General features: G+C 63.9%; 22 protein-coding genes. 4 read left to right on the forward strand and 18 right to left on the reverse strand.

The window, feature by feature from the left end; genetic code table 11:
* The first annotated feature begins 276 nt into the window (after nt 1-276).
* Entirely contained in the window at nt 277-744 is a 468-nt protein-coding gene (locus tag JWR89_RS08215; protein ID WP_299714132.1) for a TIGR03809 family protein, read from the forward strand.
* Nucleotides 745-829: 85 nt separating this feature from the next.
* On the opposite strand, the gene JWR89_RS08220 is transcribed toward JWR89_RS08215, so the two are convergent.
* The 15 genes from JWR89_RS08220 to JWR89_RS08290 all read right to left on the reverse strand — a co-directional run bounded on the left by JWR89_RS08220 (nt 830) and on the right by JWR89_RS08290 (nt 14,030).
* Entirely contained in the window at nt 830-2,200 is a 1,371-nt protein-coding gene (locus tag JWR89_RS08220; protein WP_299714135.1) for a TIGR03808 family TAT-translocated repetitive protein, read from the reverse strand.
* A 118-nt stretch (nt 2,201-2,318) separates the two neighbouring features.
* The gene (locus JWR89_RS08225; protein ID WP_299714138.1) at nt 2,319-2,582 is read right to left on the reverse strand and encodes a hypothetical protein; all 264 of its coding nucleotides are present in this window, start codon (nt 2,580-2,582) and stop codon (nt 2,319-2,321) included.
* 97 nt (nt 2,583-2,679) lie between these two features.
* Complete coding sequence (locus tag JWR89_RS08230; protein ID WP_299714141.1) at nt 2,680-3,927, reverse strand: multidrug effflux MFS transporter; 1,248 nt, start codon at nt 3,925-3,927, stop codon at nt 2,680-2,682.
* A gap of 159 nt (nt 3,928-4,086) precedes the next feature.
* A complete protein-coding gene (locus JWR89_RS08235; RefSeq protein ID WP_299714144.1) occupies nt 4,087-4,734 on the reverse strand; it encodes a pyroglutamyl-peptidase I in 648 nt (215 codons plus the stop codon).
* Nucleotide 4,735: 1 nt separating this feature from the next.
* Nucleotides 4,736-5,755, reverse strand: coding sequence for a methylmalonyl Co-A mutase-associated GTPase MeaB (gene meaB, locus JWR89_RS08240; protein WP_299714147.1), 1,020 nt, complete (start codon nt 5,753-5,755; stop codon nt 4,736-4,738).
* On the reverse strand, nt 5,752-6,096 hold the full coding sequence (locus JWR89_RS08245; RefSeq protein ID WP_299714150.1) for a DUF86 domain-containing protein: 345 nt from the start codon (nt 6,094-6,096) through the stop codon (nt 5,752-5,754). The genes meaB and JWR89_RS08245 overlap by 4 nt, the downstream gene beginning before the upstream one ends.
* Nucleotides 6,097-6,414 (reverse strand): nucleotidyltransferase domain-containing protein, encoded by a 318-nt coding sequence (locus tag JWR89_RS08250; RefSeq protein WP_299714152.1) that lies wholly within the window; start codon nt 6,412-6,414, stop codon nt 6,097-6,099.
* A 35-nt stretch (nt 6,415-6,449) separates the two neighbouring features.
* Nucleotides 6,450-8,606 carry a methylmalonyl-CoA mutase gene (scpA, locus tag JWR89_RS08255; RefSeq protein ID WP_299714155.1) on the reverse strand — a complete coding sequence of 719 codons (2,157 nt, stop codon included), beginning with the start codon at nt 8,604-8,606 and terminating at the stop codon, nt 6,450-6,452.
* 147 nt (nt 8,607-8,753) lie between these two features.
* Entirely contained in the window at nt 8,754-9,218 is a 465-nt protein-coding gene (locus tag JWR89_RS08260; protein ID WP_299714158.1) for a GFA family protein, read from the reverse strand.
* A 3-nt stretch (nt 9,219-9,221) separates the two neighbouring features.
* On the reverse strand, nt 9,222-11,087 hold the full coding sequence (locus JWR89_RS08265; RefSeq protein ID WP_299714161.1) for a methylmalonyl-CoA mutase family protein: 1,866 nt from the start codon (nt 11,085-11,087) through the stop codon (nt 9,222-9,224).
* Between the two features lie 266 nt (nt 11,088-11,353).
* Nucleotides 11,354-11,845, reverse strand: a complete 492-nt coding sequence (folK, locus tag JWR89_RS08270) for a 2-amino-4-hydroxy-6-hydroxymethyldihydropteridine diphosphokinase (protein WP_299714164.1) — start codon at nt 11,843-11,845, stop codon at nt 11,354-11,356.
* A gap of 3 nt (nt 11,846-11,848) precedes the next feature.
* Nucleotides 11,849-12,214, reverse strand: a complete 366-nt coding sequence (gene folB, locus JWR89_RS08275) for a dihydroneopterin aldolase (RefSeq protein WP_299714167.1) — start codon at nt 12,212-12,214, stop codon at nt 11,849-11,851.
* Nucleotides 12,211-13,065 (reverse strand): dihydropteroate synthase, encoded by an 855-nt coding sequence (folP, locus tag JWR89_RS08280; protein ID WP_299714170.1) that lies wholly within the window; start codon nt 13,063-13,065, stop codon nt 12,211-12,213. The genes folB and folP overlap by 4 nt, the downstream gene beginning before the upstream one ends.
* A 121-nt stretch (nt 13,066-13,186) precedes the next feature.
* Nucleotides 13,187-13,594 carry a DUF4332 domain-containing protein gene (locus JWR89_RS08285; RefSeq protein WP_299714173.1) on the reverse strand — a complete coding sequence of 136 codons (408 nt, stop codon included), beginning with the start codon at nt 13,592-13,594 and terminating at the stop codon, nt 13,187-13,189.
* 70 nt (nt 13,595-13,664) lie between these two features.
* The gene (locus JWR89_RS08290; protein WP_299714176.1) at nt 13,665-14,030 is read right to left on the reverse strand and encodes a DUF2267 domain-containing protein; all 366 of its coding nucleotides are present in this window, start codon (nt 14,028-14,030) and stop codon (nt 13,665-13,667) included.
* Nucleotides 14,031-14,367: 337 nt separating this feature from the next.
* Between JWR89_RS08290 and JWR89_RS08295 the strand changes: the two genes are divergently transcribed.
* A complete protein-coding gene (locus JWR89_RS08295; protein ID WP_299714179.1) occupies nt 14,368-15,936 on the forward strand; it encodes a helicase HerA-like C-terminal domain-containing protein in 1,569 nt (522 codons plus the stop codon).
* 149 nt (nt 15,937-16,085) lie between these two features.
* Here the strand turns inward: JWR89_RS08295 and JWR89_RS08300 are convergent, their stop codons facing one another.
* Nucleotides 16,086-17,432, reverse strand: a complete 1,347-nt coding sequence (locus tag JWR89_RS08300; RefSeq protein WP_299714182.1) for a hypothetical protein — start codon at nt 17,430-17,432, stop codon at nt 16,086-16,088.
* A gap of 318 nt (nt 17,433-17,750) precedes the next feature.
* Here JWR89_RS08300 and JWR89_RS08305 point away from each other — a divergent pair, with 318 nt between their 5' ends.
* Both JWR89_RS08305 and JWR89_RS08310 read left to right on the forward strand, forming a co-directional pair.
* Nucleotides 17,751-19,031 carry a glycosyltransferase family 87 protein gene (locus JWR89_RS08305; protein ID WP_299714221.1) on the forward strand — a complete coding sequence of 427 codons (1,281 nt, stop codon included), beginning with the start codon at nt 17,751-17,753 and terminating at the stop codon, nt 19,029-19,031.
* 117 nt (nt 19,032-19,148) lie between these two features.
* Nucleotides 19,149-20,552 (forward strand): M20/M25/M40 family metallo-hydrolase, encoded by a 1,404-nt coding sequence (locus JWR89_RS08310; protein ID WP_299714185.1) that lies wholly within the window; start codon nt 19,149-19,151, stop codon nt 20,550-20,552.
* Between the two features lie 198 nt (nt 20,553-20,750).
* On the opposite strand, the gene JWR89_RS08315 is transcribed toward JWR89_RS08310, so the two are convergent.
* Together JWR89_RS08315 and JWR89_RS08320 are read right to left on the reverse strand one after the other, a co-directional pair.
* Nucleotides 20,751-21,530 (reverse strand): class II aldolase/adducin family protein, encoded by a 780-nt coding sequence (locus JWR89_RS08315; protein ID WP_299714188.1) that lies wholly within the window; start codon nt 21,528-21,530, stop codon nt 20,751-20,753.
* A gap of 193 nt (nt 21,531-21,723) precedes the next feature.
* A complete protein-coding gene (locus tag JWR89_RS08320; protein ID WP_299714191.1) occupies nt 21,724-23,373 on the reverse strand; it encodes a glycosyltransferase family 39 protein in 1,650 nt (549 codons plus the stop codon).
* Nucleotides 23,374-23,636: the final 263 nt, after the last annotated feature.

Genomic DNA, 23,636 nt, shown 5'->3' on the forward strand with positions numbered 1-23,636 from the left:
TCCACCCCAGCGCCCGATATCGCTTAAACCCGCCCGGTTGTCCCCCCGGGCGGGTTTTTCGTTAGTCAATTATTAACCATAACCCAGCCATTCTCCCCTGCGGGTTGACTCGTCGGACCGCAATGTTCGCGGGAGTTTCCGCTGGTATTTGGTGGCATGTGTCCAATTTCGACCACATTCCGCTGGACCCCGGGAACTTCTCCACAGATCATTGCCAAGTACTGGTGATCGATTCGTTTGTTGTTTTGCGTCCGTTTTCCTCTTGCGGACATTTTCATGTCACCACACCCCAATGCCGTTACCGGACGCCAGATGGTCGAGCGCTGGGCCGCGCTTGCCGAAAGCCGGCTGGACTACCTGACCGACCTGTTCGAAAGCGGCCGTTGGCGCCGCTTCCATACCGAAGCCGATTTTCTCGATAACATCCAGGAAGCCAAGGCCGCGGTCGATCGCTGGCGGGCGATGGCAACCCAGGAAGCCACCTTCGGCAACATGCCAGTGACGTGGTCCTGGCTTGATCGCCCCAATGGCGTGCCGCCGTATCGGGGCTCCGTCCTGCACGAAGAGCCGCGGTCCGCCGCCGTCGCCAAACCGGTGGCACTGGCGGCGTCGCCGTCGTTGCAGCCGGTCGCCGTGGCGCCCCACACCCCCGACGTCACGCGCGACGATCTGGACTGGAAGCGCGCGCTCGATCCATTGGTGCTCGGCGAACGGTATCCAATGCTGCGCACAGCTGCGCTGTAATCGGTAGCTTTCTCGTCCCGGACGCGGTGCGGCATTCTCAGGCGATGCAGTTGCTTGCCGTGTGCCGCTCCGAACGGGGCAAGGATCAACGCACTACATTCCCCGACATCGCCACCTGCTGATAGCGCTGCGCGCCCTCGGCAGTGAGGTCGGGCGTCACCGGCCTGGCGTGATCCAGCCCGACCACGGCCCCGCGCGGCGTGCCGGAGATCATGTTATTGCTGACCAGCGCCGTGCCCGCGCCGGGCATCACCGAGACGCCGATACCGATGAAGGTGTTGCGGACGACGTTGCCGGTGATGGCGACATCGCGCAGATACCTGCCCCAACCGGCGATGATGCCGAACGACGGGGCATTCTCGATGACGTTGCCGGTCACCGCCACATCCGCCTCAATATAGATGCCGACGCCGGCGTCGTCGTCCGGCACGGTGCCGATCGGTCGCTTCGGCAGCAAGTTGCGGATGATGTTTCCTTGCACCACAGCGATGCGGCCGCCCTCGTTGAAATTGCAGACGGAGACGCCGACCGCAGCGCCATCGACGGTGTTGTTGGCGATCACCGCGGCCTCGAAAGCGAACTCCGAATACAGCGCGACTTCGCGTACGTTACTGACGCTGTTGCCGGTGATATGGATGTTCGATGCCGAGTTGCCGCGTACGGCGGAATAGTCGCAATCGCGGATGCGGTTGCCGGACACGATCACATTGCCGGCGCGAAACGCGTTGATGGCGTTGCCGTACTGGCCGGAGCCGCCGGGGCCGGCCTTGATATCCTCAATGCGGTTGTCTATGACTTGCGTACCGTCGTCGCCGATCGCGGTGCGCAGAATCTCGATGCCGTTGCTGCGGGTGCCGGAAATCGTGTTCTGAGATACCACGAGACCTTGGGCGTCGAACGAGACGATAGCGGTGCTCGCGATGTTCGACAGCGTGTTGCCGGAGATCGCGCCGGCGGCGTTCTCCAGCCAGATGCCGTTATTGCCGCTGCCGGTGATGGTGCAGTCGGTGATGCGGAGATCGCGGCCCTGCAGGCAATGGATCAACCCGCGCCGCGTCGGCAGTTTGATCGTGCCGCCGTCCAGCGTCAGCCCGCTGAGGCCGATATGATCGGCGCCTTCACCTGAGAGTAGCGACGCGCCGCCGCTGAAAATCAATGTAGTCGCGCCGCGCACACCGACCAGTTGCGTGCCGCTCGATAGTTTGAGCAGGCCGGTGCGGTAGTTGCCGGGCGGCAGTGCCAGCGAGGTCTGGGTCCGCGCGGCATCGTCGATGGCGCGCTGCAGGGCACGTGTCTGGTCGTCAGGGCTGTTAGGGCGCACGCCGTAGTGGGTGATATCGCGACCGAGCGTCGAGGTCAGCGGCGCCGCACGGGCGAGATCAGCGGAGACGGCAACGGCGCCTGCGGCCAGACCGGCGGCAGAGAAGTGGAGCAGGTGGCGGCGATGGACGTCCATGGTTGCGTCTCCCGGCGATGTGCGCAGAGTGGCGTAACCCAAAATGGCGCATGCGCGGTGGACAGGCGAGGCGCAACGATGGCGATTGTAGCGGTAGGGTTAATCAGGCGGCGGCTCTCTAGGCGTGCTTGCCCTTCAGCAACTGCTGGAACTCCTCTTCAGCGCGGGCATCGCGCTCGTTCTTCTCCGGGCACTCGCCGGGCTCCGGCTGGCAAGGGCGAATCTCGTAGTCGTTGTCGAGCAGGCGGCGCGGTTCAGGCCTGGCGTTTTTGGCTTCGACATCGGTAACCAGCCCGCTGTCGGCAGCGAGCTTCCAGACGTCGGCTTCGGTCGGGTAGGTCTTGCTCAGTTTCGCATCTTCACAGAATAGCGCGTAGGGCATCGGATCGCTCCGGTAAGAATGTCTAACGTGTGAAGGGGCGCCGGGTTCGGCGTATCCCCGAAAAGCGCGGCTGCCCCGCAGGCAACGCCGCGATGGATCAGCTCACCATCCTGTGAGGCGTGAAAAGACGGCCCTTTTCCACGACCGCGACGACGCAGAGCGCCGCGAGCGTGCAGAGGAAAAAGCCGGTGGCAAACGGCAGCAGGGTGCCGTCGTAGTCCTGCCCGATCATGTAACCAATACCGATGCCGAGCAGGGTGGTGATGGTGCCGTACAGCGACGATGCGGTACCGGCAATGTGGCCCTGCGGCTCCATCGCAAGGGCCGTGAAATTCGCGAACACCAGGCCGAAGGCAAACATCATCAGTGCCGACAGTGTCATAAACACCGGTAGCGTCAGCACGTCGAGCTCCACTGCCGCCAGCATCAGCGCGGCGATGGCGACATAACCGATCAGCGCGCCATGCGAGATCACGCGCATGCCGAGGCGACCGACGAAGCGCGAATTCAGGAAGCCGGCGAGTGCAACGCCGATGGCGATGCCGGCGAAGGCCAGCGGAAAATAATGCCCGAGATGGAATATCTCGGTGAACACCTGCTGCGCCGTGAACACGAACCCGAACAGCGTACCGATCACGCCGCCGGCGGCCAGCGCGTAGCCCAGCGTCTGCCGGTTGGTCACGGTCTGGCGATAGGCGTCGAGCACGTCGCCGATCGCCAGCGACTTGCGCTCAGACAGCGGCAGCGTTTCAGGCAACCGGAAGGCGCTCCAGATCAACGCCAGCATGCCATAGACCGTCAGCACGACGAACACGCCGCGCCACTGCGCCATCAGCATGATGGCCTGGCCGATCGACGGCGCGACGACCGGCACGGCGATGAAGACCATCATCACCAGCGACATGACGCTGGCCATGCGGCGGCCGGCGTAGCAGTCGCGCACGATCGAGGTGGCGATGACCCGGGTCGCCGAGGTGCCGAGGCCCTGAAGCGCGCGCGCCAGCAACAGCGTTTCGAACGACGGCGCCACGATCGCCAGCAGGCTGGCGGCGCAATACACGGCCATGCCGATCAGCAGCACCGGCCGCCGGCCGAAGCGGTCCGAGAGCGGGCCGATCACGAACTGGCCGAGGCCGAAACCCAGCAGAAAGGTCGACAGCACGGTCTGCAGCCGGTTGGCATCGCCAATCTTGAAGGCGACGCCAATGTCCGGCAGCGAGGGCAGCATGATGTCCATCGCGAGCGGGTTCAGCGCCATGATCGAGGCGATCACCAGCACGAATTCCGGGAACTTCATCGGTCGGTGGGCCGATGAGATCCAAACGTCGGCATTGATATCGGTCACGAAACCATCCTTGAAAACTCGCGGCAGTTAGGATGTCCATGCTGCGGTGCACAAGCGGATTTTCGGCATGGCTGCGTCGCAGGAGGGAAATGCCAGTCCGGACTTGATGAAAATGGAACCGGCCAACGGGTTAGTGGGCGGTGCCGGGGTAGCGCGGGGTCAGCCGTTGGAAGCTTCGCGCAGTTTGGCCCGGGCCAGCCGGACCGTCTCCAGCAACAGCGCCTCGCCGGCATCGACCAACTGCTCCAGCGTCATCCGCTTTGAGGCGGGGTCGCGCGCCAGCAGCGGGACATGCACGAATGAGGCGACGCAGGGACCGCCCGGCCGGCCGACGGCCTCGATGCCGCGCCAACTGAGATAGTTGCACAGATAGCTGCCGGCGTTGCGCGAGAGCCTTGCATCGATGCCGGTGCCGAGCGCGGCGCGCAGCAGGCGTGCGGTGTGCGGGCCGAAACGCCGCGAGTCGGAGCCCGGCGCAATCGAAGCTTGCCGCACCCGGGTATGATCGGCATCGGGCCACAGCATGGTGACGGCATTGCGGGCGCGGGTCTCGATCCGGACGAACGGCGTGCGCGAGGCCAGTCCGAACATCAGCAGTGCGTGCGGCCGGTGCTGCGCGAGCAGCCGCGGCAGTTCGCGATCCACGGCGGTGTATGTGACAGGGAAGATGTGCGCGATGCGCTCGACCTCGGCAAAGGCCGGGCGGCGCAGTTTCTCCAGCCGCGCCACCAGCGGCTGCGTCGGATTCACCGGCGCGCCCGGAAACGGACCGAAGCCGGTGATGAGGATGCGAAGCGGCTCGATCATCTCACTCCTTCAGCAAGGAGGCGATCTGCTCCGCGGCCACGGACGGCGTGAGGCGGGCGTCGGCAACGTCTTTCTCGATCAGCTTCACTTTCGCGCGAGTCGCAGGATCGGCGCGCAGCCGCGCCATCAGCCGCTGTTCCAGCATGGTCCACATCCACTTGACCTGCTGCTCCCTGCGGCGCTGGGCGAAATCGCCGGAGGCCTTCATGGCCGTGCGGTGATCGAGGATTTTCTGCCACAGCTCCTCGATGCCGGTGTTGGCGAGCGCGGAATAGGTGACCACCGGGGGATGCCAGTGCTCGCTCCGCGGCGTCAGGATATGCAGCGCGCCGCGATAGTCGCCGGCAGTGATATTGGCACGGGCGAGATTGTCGCCATCGGCCTTGTTGATGGCGATCATGTCGGCGAGTTCGATCAGGCCCTTCTTGATGCCCTGCAATTCGTCGCCACCGCCGGGCAGCATCAAAGCGAGAAAGAAGTCGGTCATGTCGCAGACCGCGGTCTCGGACTGGCCGATACCGACGGTCTCCACCAATACCACGTCGAAGCCGGCGGCTTCGCACAACAACATCGCCTCGCGCGTCTTCGCCGCAACGCCGCCGAGCGTGCCCGATGCCGGCGACGGGCGGATAAAGGCATTGTCCTCAGCCGACAGCAGCGCCATCCGTGTCTTGTCGCCGAGGATCGAGCCACCGGTGCGCGCCGACGACGGATCGACCGCCAGCACCGCGACCTTATGGCCCTGTTGGATCAGATACGTCCCGAGCACGTCGATGGTGGTCGACTTGCCGACGCCGGGCGAGCCGGTGATGCCGACGCGCATGGCGCGGCCGGTGTCCGGCAGCAGCAATTGCACCAGCTCGCGCGCCGCCGCCTGATGATCGGCGCGGCGGCTCTCCACCAGCGTGATCGCACGCGCCAGCGCGGCGCGCGAGCCGGCGCGGGTGGAGGCGGCGAGGGCGGGGATATCAAACGAGATGCGCGCTTTCGTTGAGGACTTTGGCATGTCTGACAGCGTCATTGGCCGCCTTCACGGATGCGCTGTTCGACGAAGGCTTTTAAAGGGGGAATGTCACTCTGAACGATCTTCCATAACTCTTCTGCATTGGTCGAATGATAGGCGTGACGCAAGAGGTTGGCGAAATTGTTCATCGCGCGCCAGTTGATGTGTGGCGCCGATTGTTTGACGCTGTCCGGTAATTTCAAAGCGGCTTCGCAGGCGATGCCGAGCAGGCGCTCGGTCGCGAGATAGCGCATGTCGTCCGAAACGAATTCTTCGAAGCTGCGACCTTCGACAAAAATCCCGATCTTGGTCGCCGATCGAAGGATATCCTGAAACCGGTCTTCCACCGAGGGCGGCATTCAGAACACCTCGATCAGATCGTCGGCCATGCGTTCCTTGATGCGCGGCGTCAACTCGGTCGGATACATGAGGTGAGGCCAAACTCCGGTTGAGTCCTCGATGATATTCATGACCTTGGACCAATCGAACCGTCGCGTGCCGTCGCTGCGGTCGAATGTCTCGATCAGAATATCCAGATCGCTGTCCGCCCGCGCATCTCCGCGCGCCCGCGAGCCGAACACCGCCAGTCGCGTGACACCCTCAGCCTTGATCGCAGGGGCAAGCTCGCGCAGCTTGGCGAGGATGGTGTCCAGGGAGATGTCGGCGACGTCGGTCATGGCGGTAGACTAGCACAATCGGCGAGGAAGCGCAGCTACTCCGCCGCCTCGCTATGCCCCAGCCGTGCATTGAGCTTGTGGATCAGCTCTTCGGCAGCATCGGCGATCACCGTGCCGGGCGGGAAGATCGCCTCGGCGCCCGCCTTGTAGAGTTCGGCGTAGTCCTGCGGCGGCACGACGCCGCCGATGATGATCATGATGTCGTCGCGGCCCTGTTTCTTCAGCGCGGCCTTCAACTCGGGCACGGCGGATAGATGCGCAGCGGCGAGCGAGGAAAGTCCCAAAATGTGGACGTCGTTTTCCACTGCCTGCCGCGCCGCTTCGTCGGCGGTGGCGAACAACGGTCCGATATCGACGTCGAAGCCGATGTCGGCGAACGCCGAGGCGATCACCTTCTGGCCGCGGTCATGGCCGTCTTGGCCGATCTTGGCGACCAGGATGCGCGGGCGGCGGCCCTCGGCGTCCTCGAAGGCGTCGATCAGCGCTTGCACCTTTTCGACCCGGTTCGACATGGTGGAGGCCTCCCGCTTGTAGACGCCGGTGATGGATTTGATCTCGGCGCGATGCCGGCCGAACACCTTTTCCATCGCGTCGGAGATTTCGCCGACGGTGGCCTTGGCTCGCGCCGCGTCGATCGCCAGCGCCAGCAGGTTGCCGCTGCCGTCCTGGGCCGAGCGCGTGATCGCCTGCAAGGCGGCATCGACGTCGGCCTGGCTGCGCTCCTTCTTCAGCCGCGCCAGCTTGTCGATCTGCAGCCGCCGCACCGTGGAGTTCTCCACCTTCAGCACGTCCAAAGGTGCTTCATCCACCGGCTTGAACTTGTTGACGCCGATCACCGCCTGACGGCCGGCGTCGATCCGCGCCTGGGTCTTGGCCGAGGCTTCCTCGATCCGCAATTTGGGCACCCCGGCTTCGATGGCTTTAGCCATGCCGCCGAGTGCTTCGACTTCCTGGATGTGCCCCCAGGCTTTGGCGGCGAGTTCCTGGGTGAGCCGCTCGACGTAATACGAGCCGCCCCAGGGATCGATGATGCGGTTGGTCCCGCTTTCCTGCTGCAGGAACAATTGCGTGTTGCGGGCAATCCGCGCCGAGAAGTCGGTGGGCAGCGCCAGCGCCTCGTCGAGCGCGTTGGTATGCAGCGACTGCGTGTGGCCCTGCGTCGCCGCCATCGCTTCGATGGTGGTGCGCATCACGTTGTTGTAGACGTCCTGCGCGGTCAGCGACCAGCCCGAGGTCTGGCAGTGCGTGCGCAGGCTCAGCGATTTCGGATCCTTCGGATTGAACTGCGTCAGCAGCTTGGCCCACAACAGGCGTGCCGCGCGCAGTTTTGCGACCTCCATGAAGAAGTTCATGCCGACCGCCCAGAAGAACGACAGCCTTGGTGCGAAGCGATCGACGTCGATGCCGGCAGCCATGCCGGCGCGCAGATATTCAACGCCGTCGGCCAGCGTATAAGCGAGCTCCAGATCCTGCGTCGCGCCGGCTTCCTGCATGTGATAGCCGGAGATCGAGATCGAATTGTACTTCGGCATTCTTTGCGAGGTATAGGCAAAAATGTCCGAGATGATCCGCATCGAAGGCGTCGGCGGATAGATGTAGGTGTTGCGCACCATGAACTCTTTCAGAATGTCATTCTGAATCGTCCCGGTCAGCTTCTCCGGCGGCACGCCCTGTTCTTCGGCGGCGGCGACGAACAGCGCCAGGATCGGCAGCACCGCGCCGTTCATGGTCATCGACACGCTCATCTGGTCGAGCGGAATACCGGAGAACAACGTGCGCATGTCGTAGATACTGTCGATCGCGACGCCGGCCATGCCGACGTCGCCGGACACCCGCGGATGATCGCTGTCATAGCCGCGATGGGTGGCGAGGTCGAAGGCGACCGACAGGCCCTTCTGGCCGGCGGCGAGGTTGCGGCGATAGAAGGCGTTGGAATCTTCCGCGGTGGAGAACCCGGCATATTGCCGGATCGTCCAGGGCTGGTTGACATACATGGTCGGGTAGGGGCCGCGCAGGAACGGCGCGATGCCCGGCCAGGTCTGAAGGAAATCGATGCCTTCGACGTCGGCCTCGGAATAGCCGGGCTTCACCAGAATGCCTTCGGGCGTCAGCCAAGGTTCGCCGCGCGACGGCCCGCCAGATGCGGCGGAGGTCGCGAAGGCGATGTCGGCGAAGTCAGGGATCTTGCTCATGTCATTGGCCTTTGCCGTCATGGCCGGGTTTGTCCCGGCCATCCACGCCTTGCTGCACGAAGAACGTGGATGCCCGGGACGTCAGTTGCGAAGCTTCGCTTCGCGCCTTCGCCCGGGCATGACGTGGTGTGGTTTGCGCTTCAGTCATCAATCATGATCCGGATGCTGATAGCTGAACACTTCCGCCAGTTTCTCTGGACCATAGTTCTGCATCGTGGTCTTGCTCGGCAAATTCGCCACGGTACACACCCAGCCGAGCCGGGACTCGGTGCCGAACTGCAGTGTCGGCACCATGCGGTCGGGCCGGTCGAAGGCGCCGGTCATGATCTCGATCTTGGAGCCGCCGATCTCGCGAAAGCTCAGCGGCGTGCCGCAAGCCGCGCAAAAATCGCGCTCCCCGATCGACGAGGACTTGAACGCCGAAGGCTGGCCGCGCGTCCAGGCAAAATGCTCGTTCGGGATATCGGCCAATGAGGCGAACGGTGCGCCGGAGGCTTTCTGGCACATCCTGCAATGGCAGATGCTGACGCGGGTCGGCGCCGCGGTCAGCGCAAAGCGGATTGCGCCGCATTGGCAGCCGCCGGTCAAAACGGGTTTGCTCGCCGTTGCCATCCGTCACTCCATCAGGCCGTAGGCCGCCACCAGCATCGCCAGCGCATCGCCGCCGGCAAAGATGAAATCCTTCACGCCCGCCTGGCGCAAGGCCGTCTCTAGCTCGCCCGGCTTGCCTGCCAGGTAGATATGCTTCGCGCCGGCGGTCTGCAGCGCCTTGGCCGCTGCCGTGGCGTGGGCGGGGTAGAGCTTGTCCGACGAGCACAGGCACGCCAACGCTGCGCCGGATGCCTTAAAGGCCTCGGCGAGAGCAGCGGGCTCAACGAAGCCCTCGGTATCGACGGCCTCGATGCCGCCGGTCTCGAAGAAGCTTTTGGCAAATGTCGCGCGCGCGGTGAAGTCGGCGGCGGTGCCGAGATTGGCCAGGAACACTTTGGGTCGCGCGCCCTGGCGGGCCAGGATGTGGTCCGACTTGTCGCGCAAGGCCTCGAACGGCGTCGCCAGCCGGATCGGCGCCAGCGCGTTGAACTTGATCTTGTCCTTGCCGTAGGGCTTGGCGGGGACCGCCTTGACTTTCAACACGGTGGCACGAGGCTCGTGCAGGTTGGGGAATTCGCTGGCGCCGGTCAGCACCTCGCGGCGCCGCGCGATGCTGGCCTGACGCGCCGCCCGGGTTGCCGACACCTTGGGCTGCAGCACGTTGTTGCCGAGCGCATAGAAGGCGCCGCCGGCCTTCTCGATGTCCTGGAACAGCGCCCAGGCGGCATTGCACAATTCCTGCGTCAGCGCCTCGATGCCCCCAGCGCCGGCGGCGGGATCGGAAACTTTGGCCAGACTGGATTCTTCCAGCAGCACCAGTTGGGTGTTGCGGGCGGCGCGGCGGGCAAACGCATCGGGCAGGCCGAGCGCCAGGGTGTGCGGCAGCACACAGATCGAATTGGCGCTGCCGAGTCCGGCGGAGAACGTTGCCACCGTGGCGCGCAGCAGGTTCACATAAGGATCGCGCTGGGTCAGCATCCGCCACGCGGTGTCGGCGGCGATGAACAATGGCTTGGGCGTCAGGCCGCAACTTTCCTCGATGCGCGCCCACAACAGCCGCAGCGCGCGAAACTTCGCCAGCGTCAGGAACTGGTCGGCGTCGGCGGAAAGCCGCGCATAGATCATGCCGCGCGCGATCTCGACCGGCACGCTGGCGTCTTCCAGCGCGCGCAGATAAGACACCGCGACACCGAGCACCCAGGCCAGTTCCTGCACCTCGGAGCCGCCGGCATCGTGGATGATGCGGCCATCGGCGACCGCGAACGGGCCCTTGAAGCCCTGCGACGCCAGTTTCTTGATGGCCTCGGTGACGGCGGGCGCCATTTCCCACCAGTTATAGGCGCTCTGGCCCCACACCGCGGTAGCGCCGATCGGGTCATAGCCGAACCGGATCTCGCACTTGGCGGGATCGATCTCGCGGCGCTTGATGTACTCGGCGAGATGTGTCGCGGCCATCCGGGATTGCGGCCCGGCATGCAATTCCAGCGCGATGCCGGCGTCGATGAAGATGCCATCGAGCACCTTGTCGATGGTCTCGGCGGTGGCTTCCAGGCCGAAGCCGCGCGCGCCGTTGGCGCCGGCGAACACCAACGCCAGGCCGGTGGCGCCGTTTTCGAGATCGTGCAGCGCCTGCGCATTGGCTTTCGCCGCGTCGGGATGGTCGATCCGCTGCATGATCTGCCACGGCGCCCCGGCCGCGCGGCCGGCGACCGGCGCGGCGTCGCGGGCGCGTTCGTAGATCGGCTGGATCTTGATGCCGTCATAGGTCTTGCTGACCAGCTTTTCGAATGGCGCGCCTTTCAGCACGCCATCGACCAGCTTGCGCCAGTCGTCTTGGCTCGCGGGCGCAAAATCGGCGGCCAGCCGCAGGTCGTCCATCGCAGTCGGCATTGAAAAACGTCACTCCCGGGCATTGCTTCGTTGTTCCCCGGAAAATGCCACGTAGCGCCGGGGAAGCCAATGGGGGGTGGGACATGGCGGACGCGACAGCGCGGGTATGCCATGTGGCGTTTCGGCCTCTCCCCGTCGTCCCCGCGCAGGCGGGGACCCATACCCGCCGAAGTCTCGGCTGGCACTCGGCAGCCGCCGCGTTTCAATTTCGAGGACTGAGGTTATGGATCCCCGCCTGCGCGGGGACGACGTGGAGAGGCCGGGAATTAATCGAGATCCGGCAGCTTGCGAATTCCCTCGGTCGATAGCCCCTTCAACGCCTCACTTGCCGTCTTGCCGGCGATCACCCGGTCCGGGGCGATCTCGGCCAGCGGCACCATCACGAAGGCGCGCTCGAAGGCGCGGGGGTGCGGCAGCATCAGTTCCGGCTTGGCGATTGTCACGTCGTCATAGGCGATGATGTCGAGGTCGAGCGAGCGCGGCCCCCACTGGATCTCGTTGGCACGGTTGCGGCCGAATTTCTGCTCGATCCGGTGCAGCGTGAACAGCAGCGCGTGCGGATCGAGGTCGGTGTCGATCTCGATCACGGCGTTGACGTAGTCGTGCTGCGGGACGCCGCCGACCGGCGGGGTGGCGTAATCCGACGAGCGCGCGATCAGGGCTGCCTGGGTCATGCCGCAGACGTTGGAGATTGCCTTGCGAAAGGTGTCGCGGACATCGCCGACATTGCCGCCGAGCGAGATGATGACGCTGGCCATGGCCTACTTTCGCGAACGGACGAGGATCACGCCGACATCGTCGAAGATTGCGGCGATCGGCGCATGCGGCTTGTGCACGGTCACCTTGATGGTGCTGATCTTCGGGAACGCCGTCAGCACGGCTTCGGCGACCGCGCCCGCAGCGCGTTCGACGAGCTTGTAGTTGGCGTCCTTGAAGGCGGCAATCGCGGTCGCCACCACATTGGCATAGGATACGGTGTCGGCGAGGCGATCGCTGCGGGATGCTTCCGAAATGTCCGCAGTGAGTTCGAGATCGATCACGAAACGCTGGCCGACGTGGCCCTCGTGATCGAGGGCGCCATGGTGGGCGTGGACCGAAACGCCCTTGATGAAGATCGTGTCGCTCATTTTGTGTCCTCGATTGCCGCCATCACGCGCAGCGCCTGCACGGTTTCCGCCACGTCATGGGCGCGGATGATGGTCGCGCCGCGCTGCATAGCCAGCAGATGCGCGGCCAACGATCCGCCGAGCCGTTGCTGCGGCTCGGACGGCACGATGGTGCTGATGAATTTCTTGCGGGAGGCGCCGACCAGAATCGGCAGGCCGAAGCCGCGCAGCTCGTGCAAGCGCGCGAGCGCGATCATGCTCTGCTGCGGCGTCTTGCCGAAGCCGATGCCGGGATCGAGTACGAGGTGGCTGTCGGCAATGCCGGCTTTTGCGGCAATCGTCAGCGTGTGCGCGAAAAATGCCTTGATGTCCTCGACGATATCGATGGCTGGATCGACGTCGTCGCGGTTGTGCATGACGACGACCGGCACGTCGTGTTCCGCGATCACGCGCGCCATGTCGGGATCGCGCTGCAGGCCCCAGACGTCGTTGACGATGGTGACGCCGGCTTTCAACGCCCGGGCCACGACATCGGCCTTCATGCTGTCGATAGAGACCGGCGTCCCCAATGCCACCAGGTTGGCTAGCACGGGTGCGAGGCGCTGCCATTCCTCGTCGGCGGTGATCGGCTTTGAGCCGTAGGGCCGGGTGGATTCCGCGCCGATGTCGATGATGTCGGCGCCGTCGGCGATCATCCGCCGGGCCTGCGCCAGCGCGCGTTCCGGCGCATCGAATTTCCCACCGTCCGAGAACGAGTCCGGCGTGACGTTGAGAATGCCCATCACCGCGGGGTAGGGCCGCGCCAGCATCGCGGCCAGCACCGGATGGTGCGCCATCGTGGCCGCAGCGGGGGAGGAAGGGCTTGCGCTCATGGCGTCGCTTTGCGCGACGGGGGGAGGGGAGTCAAGACGCTCCATCTTGCCCCGGACGCGACGCAATACGAAGTATTGCTGCGCAGAGCCTGGGCTGCGCCGCGTCCGGGACAAATGTCCCTCAATACGTGATTTTCAGCGGCAGTTTTCGCGCCTGTTCGATCAACTGCCCGACGGATTTTTCCGAGGGCAACACCTGCACCAGCTTGCGCTTGTCGTTGGCGTCCTTCATCGCTTGCGCCAGGCGGGCCGGGTTGCGGTGGGTGAGTTCGCGGACGGTGTTGACGCCGGAGGCGCGCAGCAGTTCGGCCTTGGCCTTGCCCATGCCGGGGATGCGGAGGTAATCGGCGAGGTTGGCCCATTCCAGCAGTTGCTGCTCGCTGAAGCCGGTCTTGGCGGCGAGTTCCTTGCGGCCCTTGGCGGTCTGCGCGGCCTCGAGCAGGCTCTCCATGGTGCGGATGCCCGATTTTTTCAGTTTGGTCGCGGCGAAGGCCGTGAGGCCGTCAATCTTGGAAATGGGATATGTCATGATACTCGAACGTATGAAGGTGCTTGACGCGTAAGCGAACAGGCTTTCGTGGTGCTGACGTAACAGACGGTCAGGCGAACTGGCTCAGGCCGGGAGTGCCGGCGATGATCTTGTCCATATCATCGGAGCCGATCTTCGTGCGGCCAAACTTGAACAGTTCGCGCGCCACGCTCTGGATTTCGCCCATGCCGAGGCCGAGCCCCATCAGCTTGGAGCCCAGCGCCATCAAACCGCCGCCCATGAAGCTGGCAAGCCCACCGCCGGTGTTGGAAGATGCGATAGCCGCCTCGGCGCCCGGGATGTTTTCGATCAGTGCGCTGACCGGCTCGGCCGGTCCTTCATTGCGCAAAAATCCCAGTATGATGCCGATGGTCTTTTCAGCCACGGCCTTGTCAATGCCGACCTTGGAGGTCAGCAGTTCAACCAATTCGTCCATAACGCCCCGCCTCTAACCGGTTAAACGCCGGCGCCCTTGTTGAAAAATTATCTTGAGCCGCCGCGATTCGAATTACAAGCACGGCCGACCATCGACCGCACGATTCAGCCTCGATCGCGCGATGAGTGTTGCATCAATGCAATCGCAAACATGAAGTTTTGGTCAATTCTTCGCGGACGCGAGAACAGTTCAATGTTCGAGGTCGACGAAAGTTGCGCGCCGGTTGGCAGCGGTTTCACCGGCCCGGTTTCGAGCGCTTGGCATTTCAATCGCATTGCAAGATGCGCTAAGGTCAATCAACGACGATCAATTTCTGATGGCGCGAAGAGGCGATCCGATGCCGACCACCGAGATCAAGAGCGGAGATACCGACGACAGGATCTTCATCGGCAAGGGCGAACAGCCGGCCTGGCTGACGCTTCCGCTCGCCAATCGCCACGGCCTCGTCACCGGCGCAACGGGGACGGGCAAGACGGTTTCGCTGCAGGTGATGGCGGAAGGCTTTGCGCGCGCCGGCGTTCCGGTGTTCGCTGCCGATATCAAGGGCGATCTGTCGGGCATCGCGGAGCTGGGCGAAGCCAAGGACTTTATCCTGAAGCGCGCCCAGGACATGAACCTGACGTTCCAGCCCGACCAGTTTTCGACGATCTTCTGGGATGTGTTCGGCGAGCAGGGCCATCCGGTGCGCGCCACGGTCTCGGAAATGGGCCCGCTGCTGCTGAGCCGGATGATGGACCTCAACGACGTCCAGGAAGGCGTGCTGAACATCGCATTCCGCGTCGCCGACGAGCAGGGCCTGCTGCTGATGGACATGAAGGACCTGCGCGCGATCCTGTCCCATGTGGCTGAACACGCATCCGAACTGACCACGCAATACGGCAACGTCTCCAAGCAGACCATCGGCACCATCCAGCGCCAACTGCTGGTGCTGGAAAATCAGGGCGCCGACAAGTTCTTCGGCGAGCCGGCGCTGCAGCTGAAGGATTTCATGCGCACCGACCGCGACGGCCGCGGCCTGATCAACATTCTGGTCGCCGACAGACTGATGCAGAGCCCGCAGCTGTACGCCACCTTCCTGTTGTGGATGCTGTCGGAACTGTTCGAGGAACTCCCCGAGGCCGGCGATCCGCCGAAGCCGAAGCTGGTGTTCTTCTTCGACGAGGCGCATCTGCTGTTCAACGACGCGCCAAAGGCGCTGATGGACAAGATCGAACAGGTGGTGCGGCTGATCCGTTCCAAGGGCGTCGGCGTCTACTTCGTCACGCAAAATCCGATCGACGTGCCCGACAAGGTGCTGGCGCAGCTCGGCAACCGCGTGCAGCACGCACTGCGCGCCTTCACGCCGCGCGACCAGAAGGCGGTCGCCGCCGCGGCGCAGACCTTCCGCGCCAATCCGAAGCTGGACACCGCCGAGGTCATCACCCAGCTCGGCAAGGGCGAGGCGCTGGTCTCGTTCCTCGAAGGCAACGGCACCCCGGCGATGGTGGAGCGCGTGATGGTGCGCCCGCCGACGGCGCGGATCGGGCCGGTGACGCCGGAAGAGCGCAAGGCGATCATGGCCGCGAGCCCCGTGAAGGGCAAATACGACGCCACCGTCGATTCCGAATCCGCCTATGAAATGCTGCAGAAGCGCGTCGCCGGCACCGCGGCCACGGCGGATGCGCCCGGCGGTGGCGGATGGCTGGGACAGCTCGGCGGGATCGTCGGCAGCATCTTCGGCAGCGGCGTTTCACGTGGAAAATTATCGACCGGGCAGGTGATCGCCCGCAACGTCGCGCGCTCGGTCAGCAACAAGGTCGTCGGCGGCATCGTTGCCAGCGTCGGCAAGTCGGTGGGCGGCCAACTCGGCAGCTCGATCGGCCGCGAGATCGTCCGCGGCGCGCTGGGCGGGATATTGAAGCGATAGGATAGCCATCTGCGCACGCTTGTCCCGGACGCGATGCAGCGTGGAACACTGCGTATTGCATCGCGTCCGCGGCAAGATGCTGCGCGTCATGCCCGTGACGCTTTCGCCCGCTCCGGTATCTCGCAAGCGCTCCTCTCGGCGCGCGCTAGCTAGAAGGTCGCCGATGACCTCATCGCCCACTTCAACGAGGTATTCCAGCTATCCCTGGTTCGCGGGCCGCTGTCGAACACGGTGATGCCGCGGCTTTTGATCGACGCCGAGACGTCCTTTTCGGTTGCCCTTCCCGTTGCCACGAGCTCCTCCATCTTGAATTCGTCGACGACGAACGGTTTGCCGGCAGCGCGGCAGATGACTTTGTTCGAGCAGGCGACGTCTCCGATCATCGCGGCGACGACCGCAATCTCTTGCAGAGAGGCACGCTCCGCGTCTTGGACCGTCGATCTGAAATGCGGGCTCAGGATCAGCAGCGCGGTCTCCTGACGGTCTGCCATCAGCAGCCGAAGCGCCAGGGCTGCCGTCATCAGATGGCGTGTCTTGGCCGCGCCGATGCGTTGGCCGAGCCATGACTTCTCAATCCTGGCGAATGTCACGCCGATACCAATACCCAAGGCGAGTATCAGATCGAATTCCGCGTTTCCGCTCACGCCGTGGCCGAACCACTGCATGATACAGGCGAAAAGGCCAAACCCGATGTGTAGAGTGGTGAAGCGGGCTGCGCGTGAGGCGGGATTGTAAAGCGCCCATCCGGCCCAGATGACCAGCGCGAGCGCCGACCATTGAAGGTGGCCGACGTTGGTCAGCAGATTTGCCCAGGCGTAGTGGCGGTTCGCAAGCATATTCCAGATAAAATCGCTGCCGAAAGATGCGACGCAGATCCCGAGGCCAGTCAGGCAGGCCAGGCCGCTGAACAAGATCGGGAAGACAGCCTGGCGGCCGGTATTGATCGCGAGCCAAGTGACCGCGGTCATGGGGATGGCCAACAGGTTGTGTTTCCAGAATCCGCCGACGACCATCAACAGCAGCGGCAGGTAACTCGACTTGCCGGCCCGGTCTCGCGCCAGAAACCAGACCAGGGCGGCTCCCATGATCGCTTCGCCGGCGAGCTGAGGATCGTTGACTCCGATGTAGGCGGTGGAGTTGCGGGCCATGATGGCGACGTACCACGTTGCGCCGACGAGGCCGCCGACAGGGCTACCGACCAATATTCTGACCGCATAGAAGATTTCGACGGCGACGCAGAGCAGGGCCACGATCGACACGGCACGGCCGACGAACAGATTGTCGCCGAATACCTTGCCCAGTGCCCCCACGACGTAGAAGGAAAGCGGCGGATAGTTATTCGCCGTCAGCGCATCGATGGTCGGATACAGCGGACGGCCTTGGGCTGCCGCGTCCTGAAGATAGGCATTCCAGCCTTCCGTGGGCCAGATTTCCAGCAGGAGTTGCGCGCGCCAGATAGGCCACGCCAAAAAGTACAGCGCGAGGACGGCCAACATGATCCATGGCCAGTGACGGCGTAGCAAGTCGCTGGACATGGGGGAGGGGCCGATCGGTGGCTGTGGGTGCTCACACCGTAGGGGGCGCAGCACGGAACTACAAGTTGCTGAACGTTTCTGCGGCTGCTTTCGTAGCCCCGGGAGAAGTCAGCCTGCCGCGTCGCAACGTGGCGACGCATTCGCGTGGCCGTTGGCTTCATCCGGCTACCGGTCTGCGGGTTTGCAGGGCGGGCTTTGTCTGCTACCCACCCGAACCGGCGGCGCATGGGCTGCTGCCGCCATCTGCAGGACTGCGAATTGACTCAGAATGACGGCCAGATGCCGGTATTGCGATGGCCGTCCCTGCGGCAGCCGCTGGACGTGCTGTTCCTGCTAACCTGCCTGTTGCTGACGGCGGACGTGCTGGTCCCGGAAATCTTCGGGCACGGCAAGACCAAGGATTATTCGCTGTGGTATTGGGCCGGGCAGCAGGTGCTGCATGGCAATGATCTCTATACCCGCATGACCAATGGTGCGCTGGATTTCATCTATCCGCCGCTGCCGGCCGTCCTGCTGGCGATCCCAAGCTGGTTCGGCAAGATTCCGCTCTATCTCGCGCTCTCGATCTTGAACTCCGCGGCATGGGCGATCACCAGCCAGCTGTCCAATGCGATGACCGGTTCGGAAAAAATTCCCGCGCCGTGGCTGGCGGCGCTACCGGGCTTCGCCACCATCACCTTCGTGTTCGACATGTACGATCTCGGCCAGCCCAACCTGGTGCTGCTGGCGATGATGCTGCTCGGCTTCTGGTTCATGCAGAAGGACCGGCCATGGCTGGGCGGCAGCATGTTCGCGCTGGCCACCGCGATCAAGGTGTTTCCGGTGGCGGTGCTGCCCTATCTGCTATGGCGGCGGCGCTGGGCGGCGTCCGCCAGCATGATCGCCTGCACGCTGCTGCTATTGTACGTGATACCGGCACCGGTGCGCGGTTTCGAACGCAACGCCGCGGAGCTCAAGACCTGGTTCTCCGCAATGGTCGGCTCCAGCTCGGAGAAGGGCTTCGGCCAGCGTGACGAGCAGAACTGGTCGTGGGTCAATCAGTCCGTGATCGCGGTGACGCATCGGCTGGTGCGGCCGATCAACTATTTTCTCGACGATCCCAAGCACGCGCCCGAATACATGAACGTCATCGACGTTCCCTACAAGACCGCGAACTGGATCGTGCTGGCGGTATCCGGCCTGATCGGGCTCGGCTTCATCCTCGTGATCCCGGCCTATGCGAAAATGACGCCGCGCTCGACCGCCGAGGAGCTCGGCATCCTGTTCTGCCTGATGACGGTGGCGTCGCCGCTGGCCCGGCAATATTACTTCATGTGGCTGTTTTTGCCGCTGACGGTGCTGATGCATCGCGCGGCATTTGACGACCGACCCAGGGTGCGCACGGGGACGTGGACGTTGCTGGGAGTCATCGGCATCTTGATGGCGCTGTCGTTGCCGGTGTTCCCCGCCATGCTGCAAGCGTGGGGCAATAACCTCCTGGCCACCGCGCTGCTTGCCGGCGGCCTGATCTGGCATATGCACCACGCGCCGCGACTGGTAGATTCTGCCGCGATTGAGTAGACCTCGTAGGGTGGGCAAAGGCGCCTTGCGCCGTGCCCACGCGTTCCCGAGCATGATGAAAGACGTGGGCACGCTTCGCTTTGCCCACCCTGCGACTAGATCCCAAGGAAATCCGCCATGTCGAATGCACAACTTCAGTCCGTTCTCGACCGTGTCGATGCCGATTTCGATTCGAGCCTGGAGCGGCTGTTCGCGCTGCTGCGGATCAAGTCAATCTCCGCCGATCCGGCTTTTGCCGATGACTGTAAGGCTGCGGCGAAACATCTCGCCAGCGATATCGAGTCGCTGGGCTTCAACACCGAAGTGCGGCCCACCGCCGGGCATCCGGCGATCGTTGCCACCGCCCGCGGCAACACCGGCAAGCGGCCACATGTGCTGTTCTACGGCCACTACGATGTGCAACCGGTCGATCCGCTGAATCTCTGGCATCGCCCGCCGTTCGAGCCGGTGGTGACCAAACATGCCGACGGGCGCGACATCATCGTCGCGCGCGGGGCGCAGGACGACAAGGGCCAGCTCTCCACCTTCGTTGAAGCCTGCCGCGCCTGGGTCAATGTCACCGGCGCGCTGCCGATCGATCTCACCATCTGCATCGAGGGCGAGGAGGAGGTCGGTTCGAAGAATTTCGTGCCGTTCTTGGAGGCCAACAAGAAGGATCTTGCGGCGGATTTCGCCGTCGTCTGCGACACCGGCATGTGGGATTCCAACACGCCGGCGATCACCACCGCATTGCGCGGCTTGGTCTATGAGGAAGTGAAGATCACCGCGGCCAACCGCGACCTGCATTCCGGCATCTATGGCGGCGGCGCGCAGAATCCGATCCGGGTGCTGACGAAGATTCTCGGCGGGCTGCACGACGACAACGGCCGCATCACCATTCCCGGCTACTACGATGGCGTAAAGGACCTGCCGCCCGAGATTTTGGCGCAGTGGAAGAAGCTCGGCCTCACCGCGGAGACGTTCTTGAAGCCGATCGGGCTGTCGATCCCGGCGGGCGAGAAGGATCGCGAACTGATCGAGCAGATCTCGTCGCGGCCGACCTGCGATATCAACGGCATTGTCGGCGGCTACACCGGCGAGGGCTCCAAGACCGTGATCGCCTCGCATGCCTCGGCCAAGGTTTCGTTCCGCATCGTCGAGGGCCAGGACCCCCTCAAGGTGCGCGACGCGTTTCGCGCCTACGTCACCGCGCGGCTGCCCGGCGACTGTACCGCGGAGTTCCTCGATCACTCCAATGCGCCGGCAATCGCGCTCGACTGGAACATGAAGCCGCTGGCGGCGGCGAAGCAGGCATTGACCGACGAGTGGGGCAAGGAAGCGCTGCTGATCGCGTCCGGCGCCTCGATTCCGATCGTCGCCGATTTCAAGCGAACGCTCGGCCTCGACACCGTGCTGGTCGGCTTTGGCCTCGACGACGACAACATCCATTCGCCGAACGAGAAGTACGACCTGAAGAGTTTTCACAAGGGCATCCGGTCATGGGCGCGGATTCTCGCGGCGTTCGCGGAGGCGAAGAAGTGAGGCTGTCATTCCGGGGCGCGAGGGCGCAGCCCGAGCGAACCCGGAATCCGGAACTGTTTTGAACATCTCGGGATTCCGGGTTCGCGTGCGGCTGACGCCGCCCGCGCCCCGGAATGACAAGACAAAAAAACGCCGTCCGGAATTGGACGGCGTTTTGATTCAGTGCAGAGGTCTTGTGACCTCTTTATAGCTGAAAACTCAGGTCTTGTAAGAGGGATCCAGCCGGTCGAGTTTGCGGAGCAGCGGCGGCCATACCAGCTTGATGGAGCGCAGTTCGGAGCGCTCCGGGTTGGAGACCAGCTCGGCGTTCTTGTCGATCACGATCTGGTCTACCGGATAGGCGGTGGGGCCGAGCATGCGGGTGCGCACCTGCATGGTGCAGGACCGCTCGAGGTGGAACATGCGTTCGAACGCCGAGGCGACCGTCTGGCCGACCGTCAGCGTGCCGTGGTTGCGCAACAGCATGAAGAACTTGTCGCCGAGGTCCTTCTGCAGCCGCGGGCGTTCGTCATGGTCCAGCGCGACGCCTTCATAGTCGTGGTAAGCGAGATGCGGCACGACGAGCTGGGCGGTCTGGTTCAGCGGCTGCAGGCCTTCTAGGCAGGAGGCCACGGCGGTGCCGTCCGGCGTATGCAGATGCATCACGCAGCCGGCGTCTTCGCGGACCTCGTGGATCGCCGAATGGATGGTGAAGCCGGCGGGGTTGATGCTGTATTCGCTCTCGCTGAGCTGGTTGCCGTGCAAATCGACCTTGACCAGGCTGGAGGCGGTGATCTCGTCGAACATCAGCCCGTAGGGATTGATCAGGAAGTGATGGTCGGGGCCGGGCACCCGGGCCGAAATGTGAGTATCGACCAGATCGTCCCAGCCGTAATGCGCCACCAGGCGATAGGCGGCGGCGAGGTTGACGCGCTGGGCCCATTCGGCCTCGGTCATCTCGGACGGCACTTCCTTGAGGCGTGCTTCGGCTGGCGACATGGGTATCTCCCGGTTGCAATGCTTGTTGCGTTCTGGGTGCAGCCTAGTCCTGCGCCGGGCCACCAAGCAAGCACGCGGATTTGCGCGGCAGTCATGCTTTGACGCTAGCGGAACGGCGTATCGGCGCGTTCGGCCGACAAGTCCTGTTCCGGCGCAGAACGATTTTCTATAACTTACCGGCCGCGCGCGTCGCTTACGGCGCCGGTATCTCCAGCAGGCTCGAAATGCTGCTGCCGCGGATGTCGTAGACGCGGGCGAACACGACGTCGTCGCGCTTGATCTCGGCGATGACCGGGGCGGTGAGGCCCTTGCAATAGAATTCGCCAAGCGTCATGGCGAAGTCGGCGGCGTGGCTGTCCCAGCCGATGGTGAAGTCCGGACCGAGCGCCACCTGCGCCGGACGTTGCGGACCGCATACCGCGACCTTCCACTTGCGGCCGACCGGCGGGCTTTCCTGGCGTTCGGTGATCTGCTCCTTCAGCGCGTCCGAGGCCTGCTTCAGCGCGAGACCCCAATAGTCCAGCATGAACAGCGCGTCGGCCTGGCGCACAGTGCCGGCGATGTAGTTGAAGTGGGTGTATTGATAGGGATGCAGCCGGATCATCTCGGCCAGCGGCAGCATCAGTCCGAACGAGAACACGGCGACCGCCGCGGCCTGGGAGCCCCGATGGTTGACGCGCAACCAGTCCATGCCCCACGCGAAGGCCGCGCCAGCCAACACCGTCATCGGCGGAATCACGAAGATGAAATGCCGGATGCCGTTGTAGAGCGCGGGACGCTTCACCATCGCGATCAGCAGCGGCAGCGTTGCGGCCATGGTCAACATCAGCAGGATCGTCTTGCGGCGCGGCGACACGCTGTCGCGTGACAGCGACATGATGGTGATGACCACGCCACCGAGAGTCAGGAACAGCAGCACTTCCGGCAGTTGCAGTGCGAACAGCGTCGGCAGATACGACCACGGCATGTCCGGCACCGAGATCATCGCGCCGTCAAACATTTCCTTCCACGGCTTTTCGAAGAAAGCCGAGAAATAGCTGAGCGCGTGAATCGGATTGCCGGGCTCGAGGATCGACCACGGCCAGATCAGGCCCATCACCAGGTAGCCGAAGACGAGGCCGGGCAGCAGCACGTAGACCACATGGAGAAAGCGATGCGCGGCTTCGCGCCAGCCTTGGTTGCGCACTTCCTCGAGCAGCAGCGGGATGAATCCGATCAGCGCGTAGACCAGCGCCAGCCCGCCGAGAATGCGCGAACCGATCGAGACGCCGGCGCCGAGGCCGACGATCAGGATCGTGCGCGGCGACGGCTTCGGATATTCCTCCGCCAGCCGGACAAGGCCGAGCATCAGGATGATCATCGCAACCGCGAACGGCGCGTCCTTCGGGTTCATGAACATGTGGCCGTAGAACGTCGGGCACAGCGCCAGCAGCAGCAGCGTGGCAAGGCCGCCCGCGGCGCCGCCGACGCGGCGGCCGAGTCGCCAGGTGACGGCGAGGCCGACCACGCCGACCACGGCGCCGAGCAGCCGGCGGGTCTCGAACAGTTCCAGCGGAATGATTTTGTGTAGCAGCGCCGCGGCCATGTCAAAGCCGCCGCCATACATGTAGAGGTTGGCGAACGACAGCGCGCCGAGATCCTTGAAGCCGGAGCCGTACATCTTCAGCAACAGATCGGCATATTCAGCGTGGGTGTAATCGTCCCAGCCGAGGCCATAATCGCGGAAGGTGAAGCTCGCGACGATGCTGACCACCACCAGCGTCAGGATGGCGAGGTCGTCGCAAGTCCGTTCCACCGATCGCCGTAGCGGCGTCTCGAGGGCAGAAGTCGTAATGGATGACATGATTGTTGGTAACCCGGTGTCCCCAGTGGCTCAGCTTAACCGCTCTTTGAGCCTCGTTTCCCCGGCATCGATATAGCGCACTTTCCCTTATCAAGTAATTGGGAAATGTGGCCAATCTTCATAGTGCGCCGCACCAATCGGGACAAGGTAGAATATTTGCTCGCCAAGCGTGCAGCCTGCCACTTGGGCCGCGCCTGGAACATACCCTGCCATATTTGAATGGTTGCTGAACATGAGCGGAGTTTGAGCGATGTTTTGCGTTT

Source organism: Tardiphaga sp., assembly GCF_028290785.1.
In the GTDB taxonomy this organism is placed as follows: Bacteria; Pseudomonadota; Alphaproteobacteria; order Rhizobiales; family Xanthobacteraceae; genus Tardiphaga.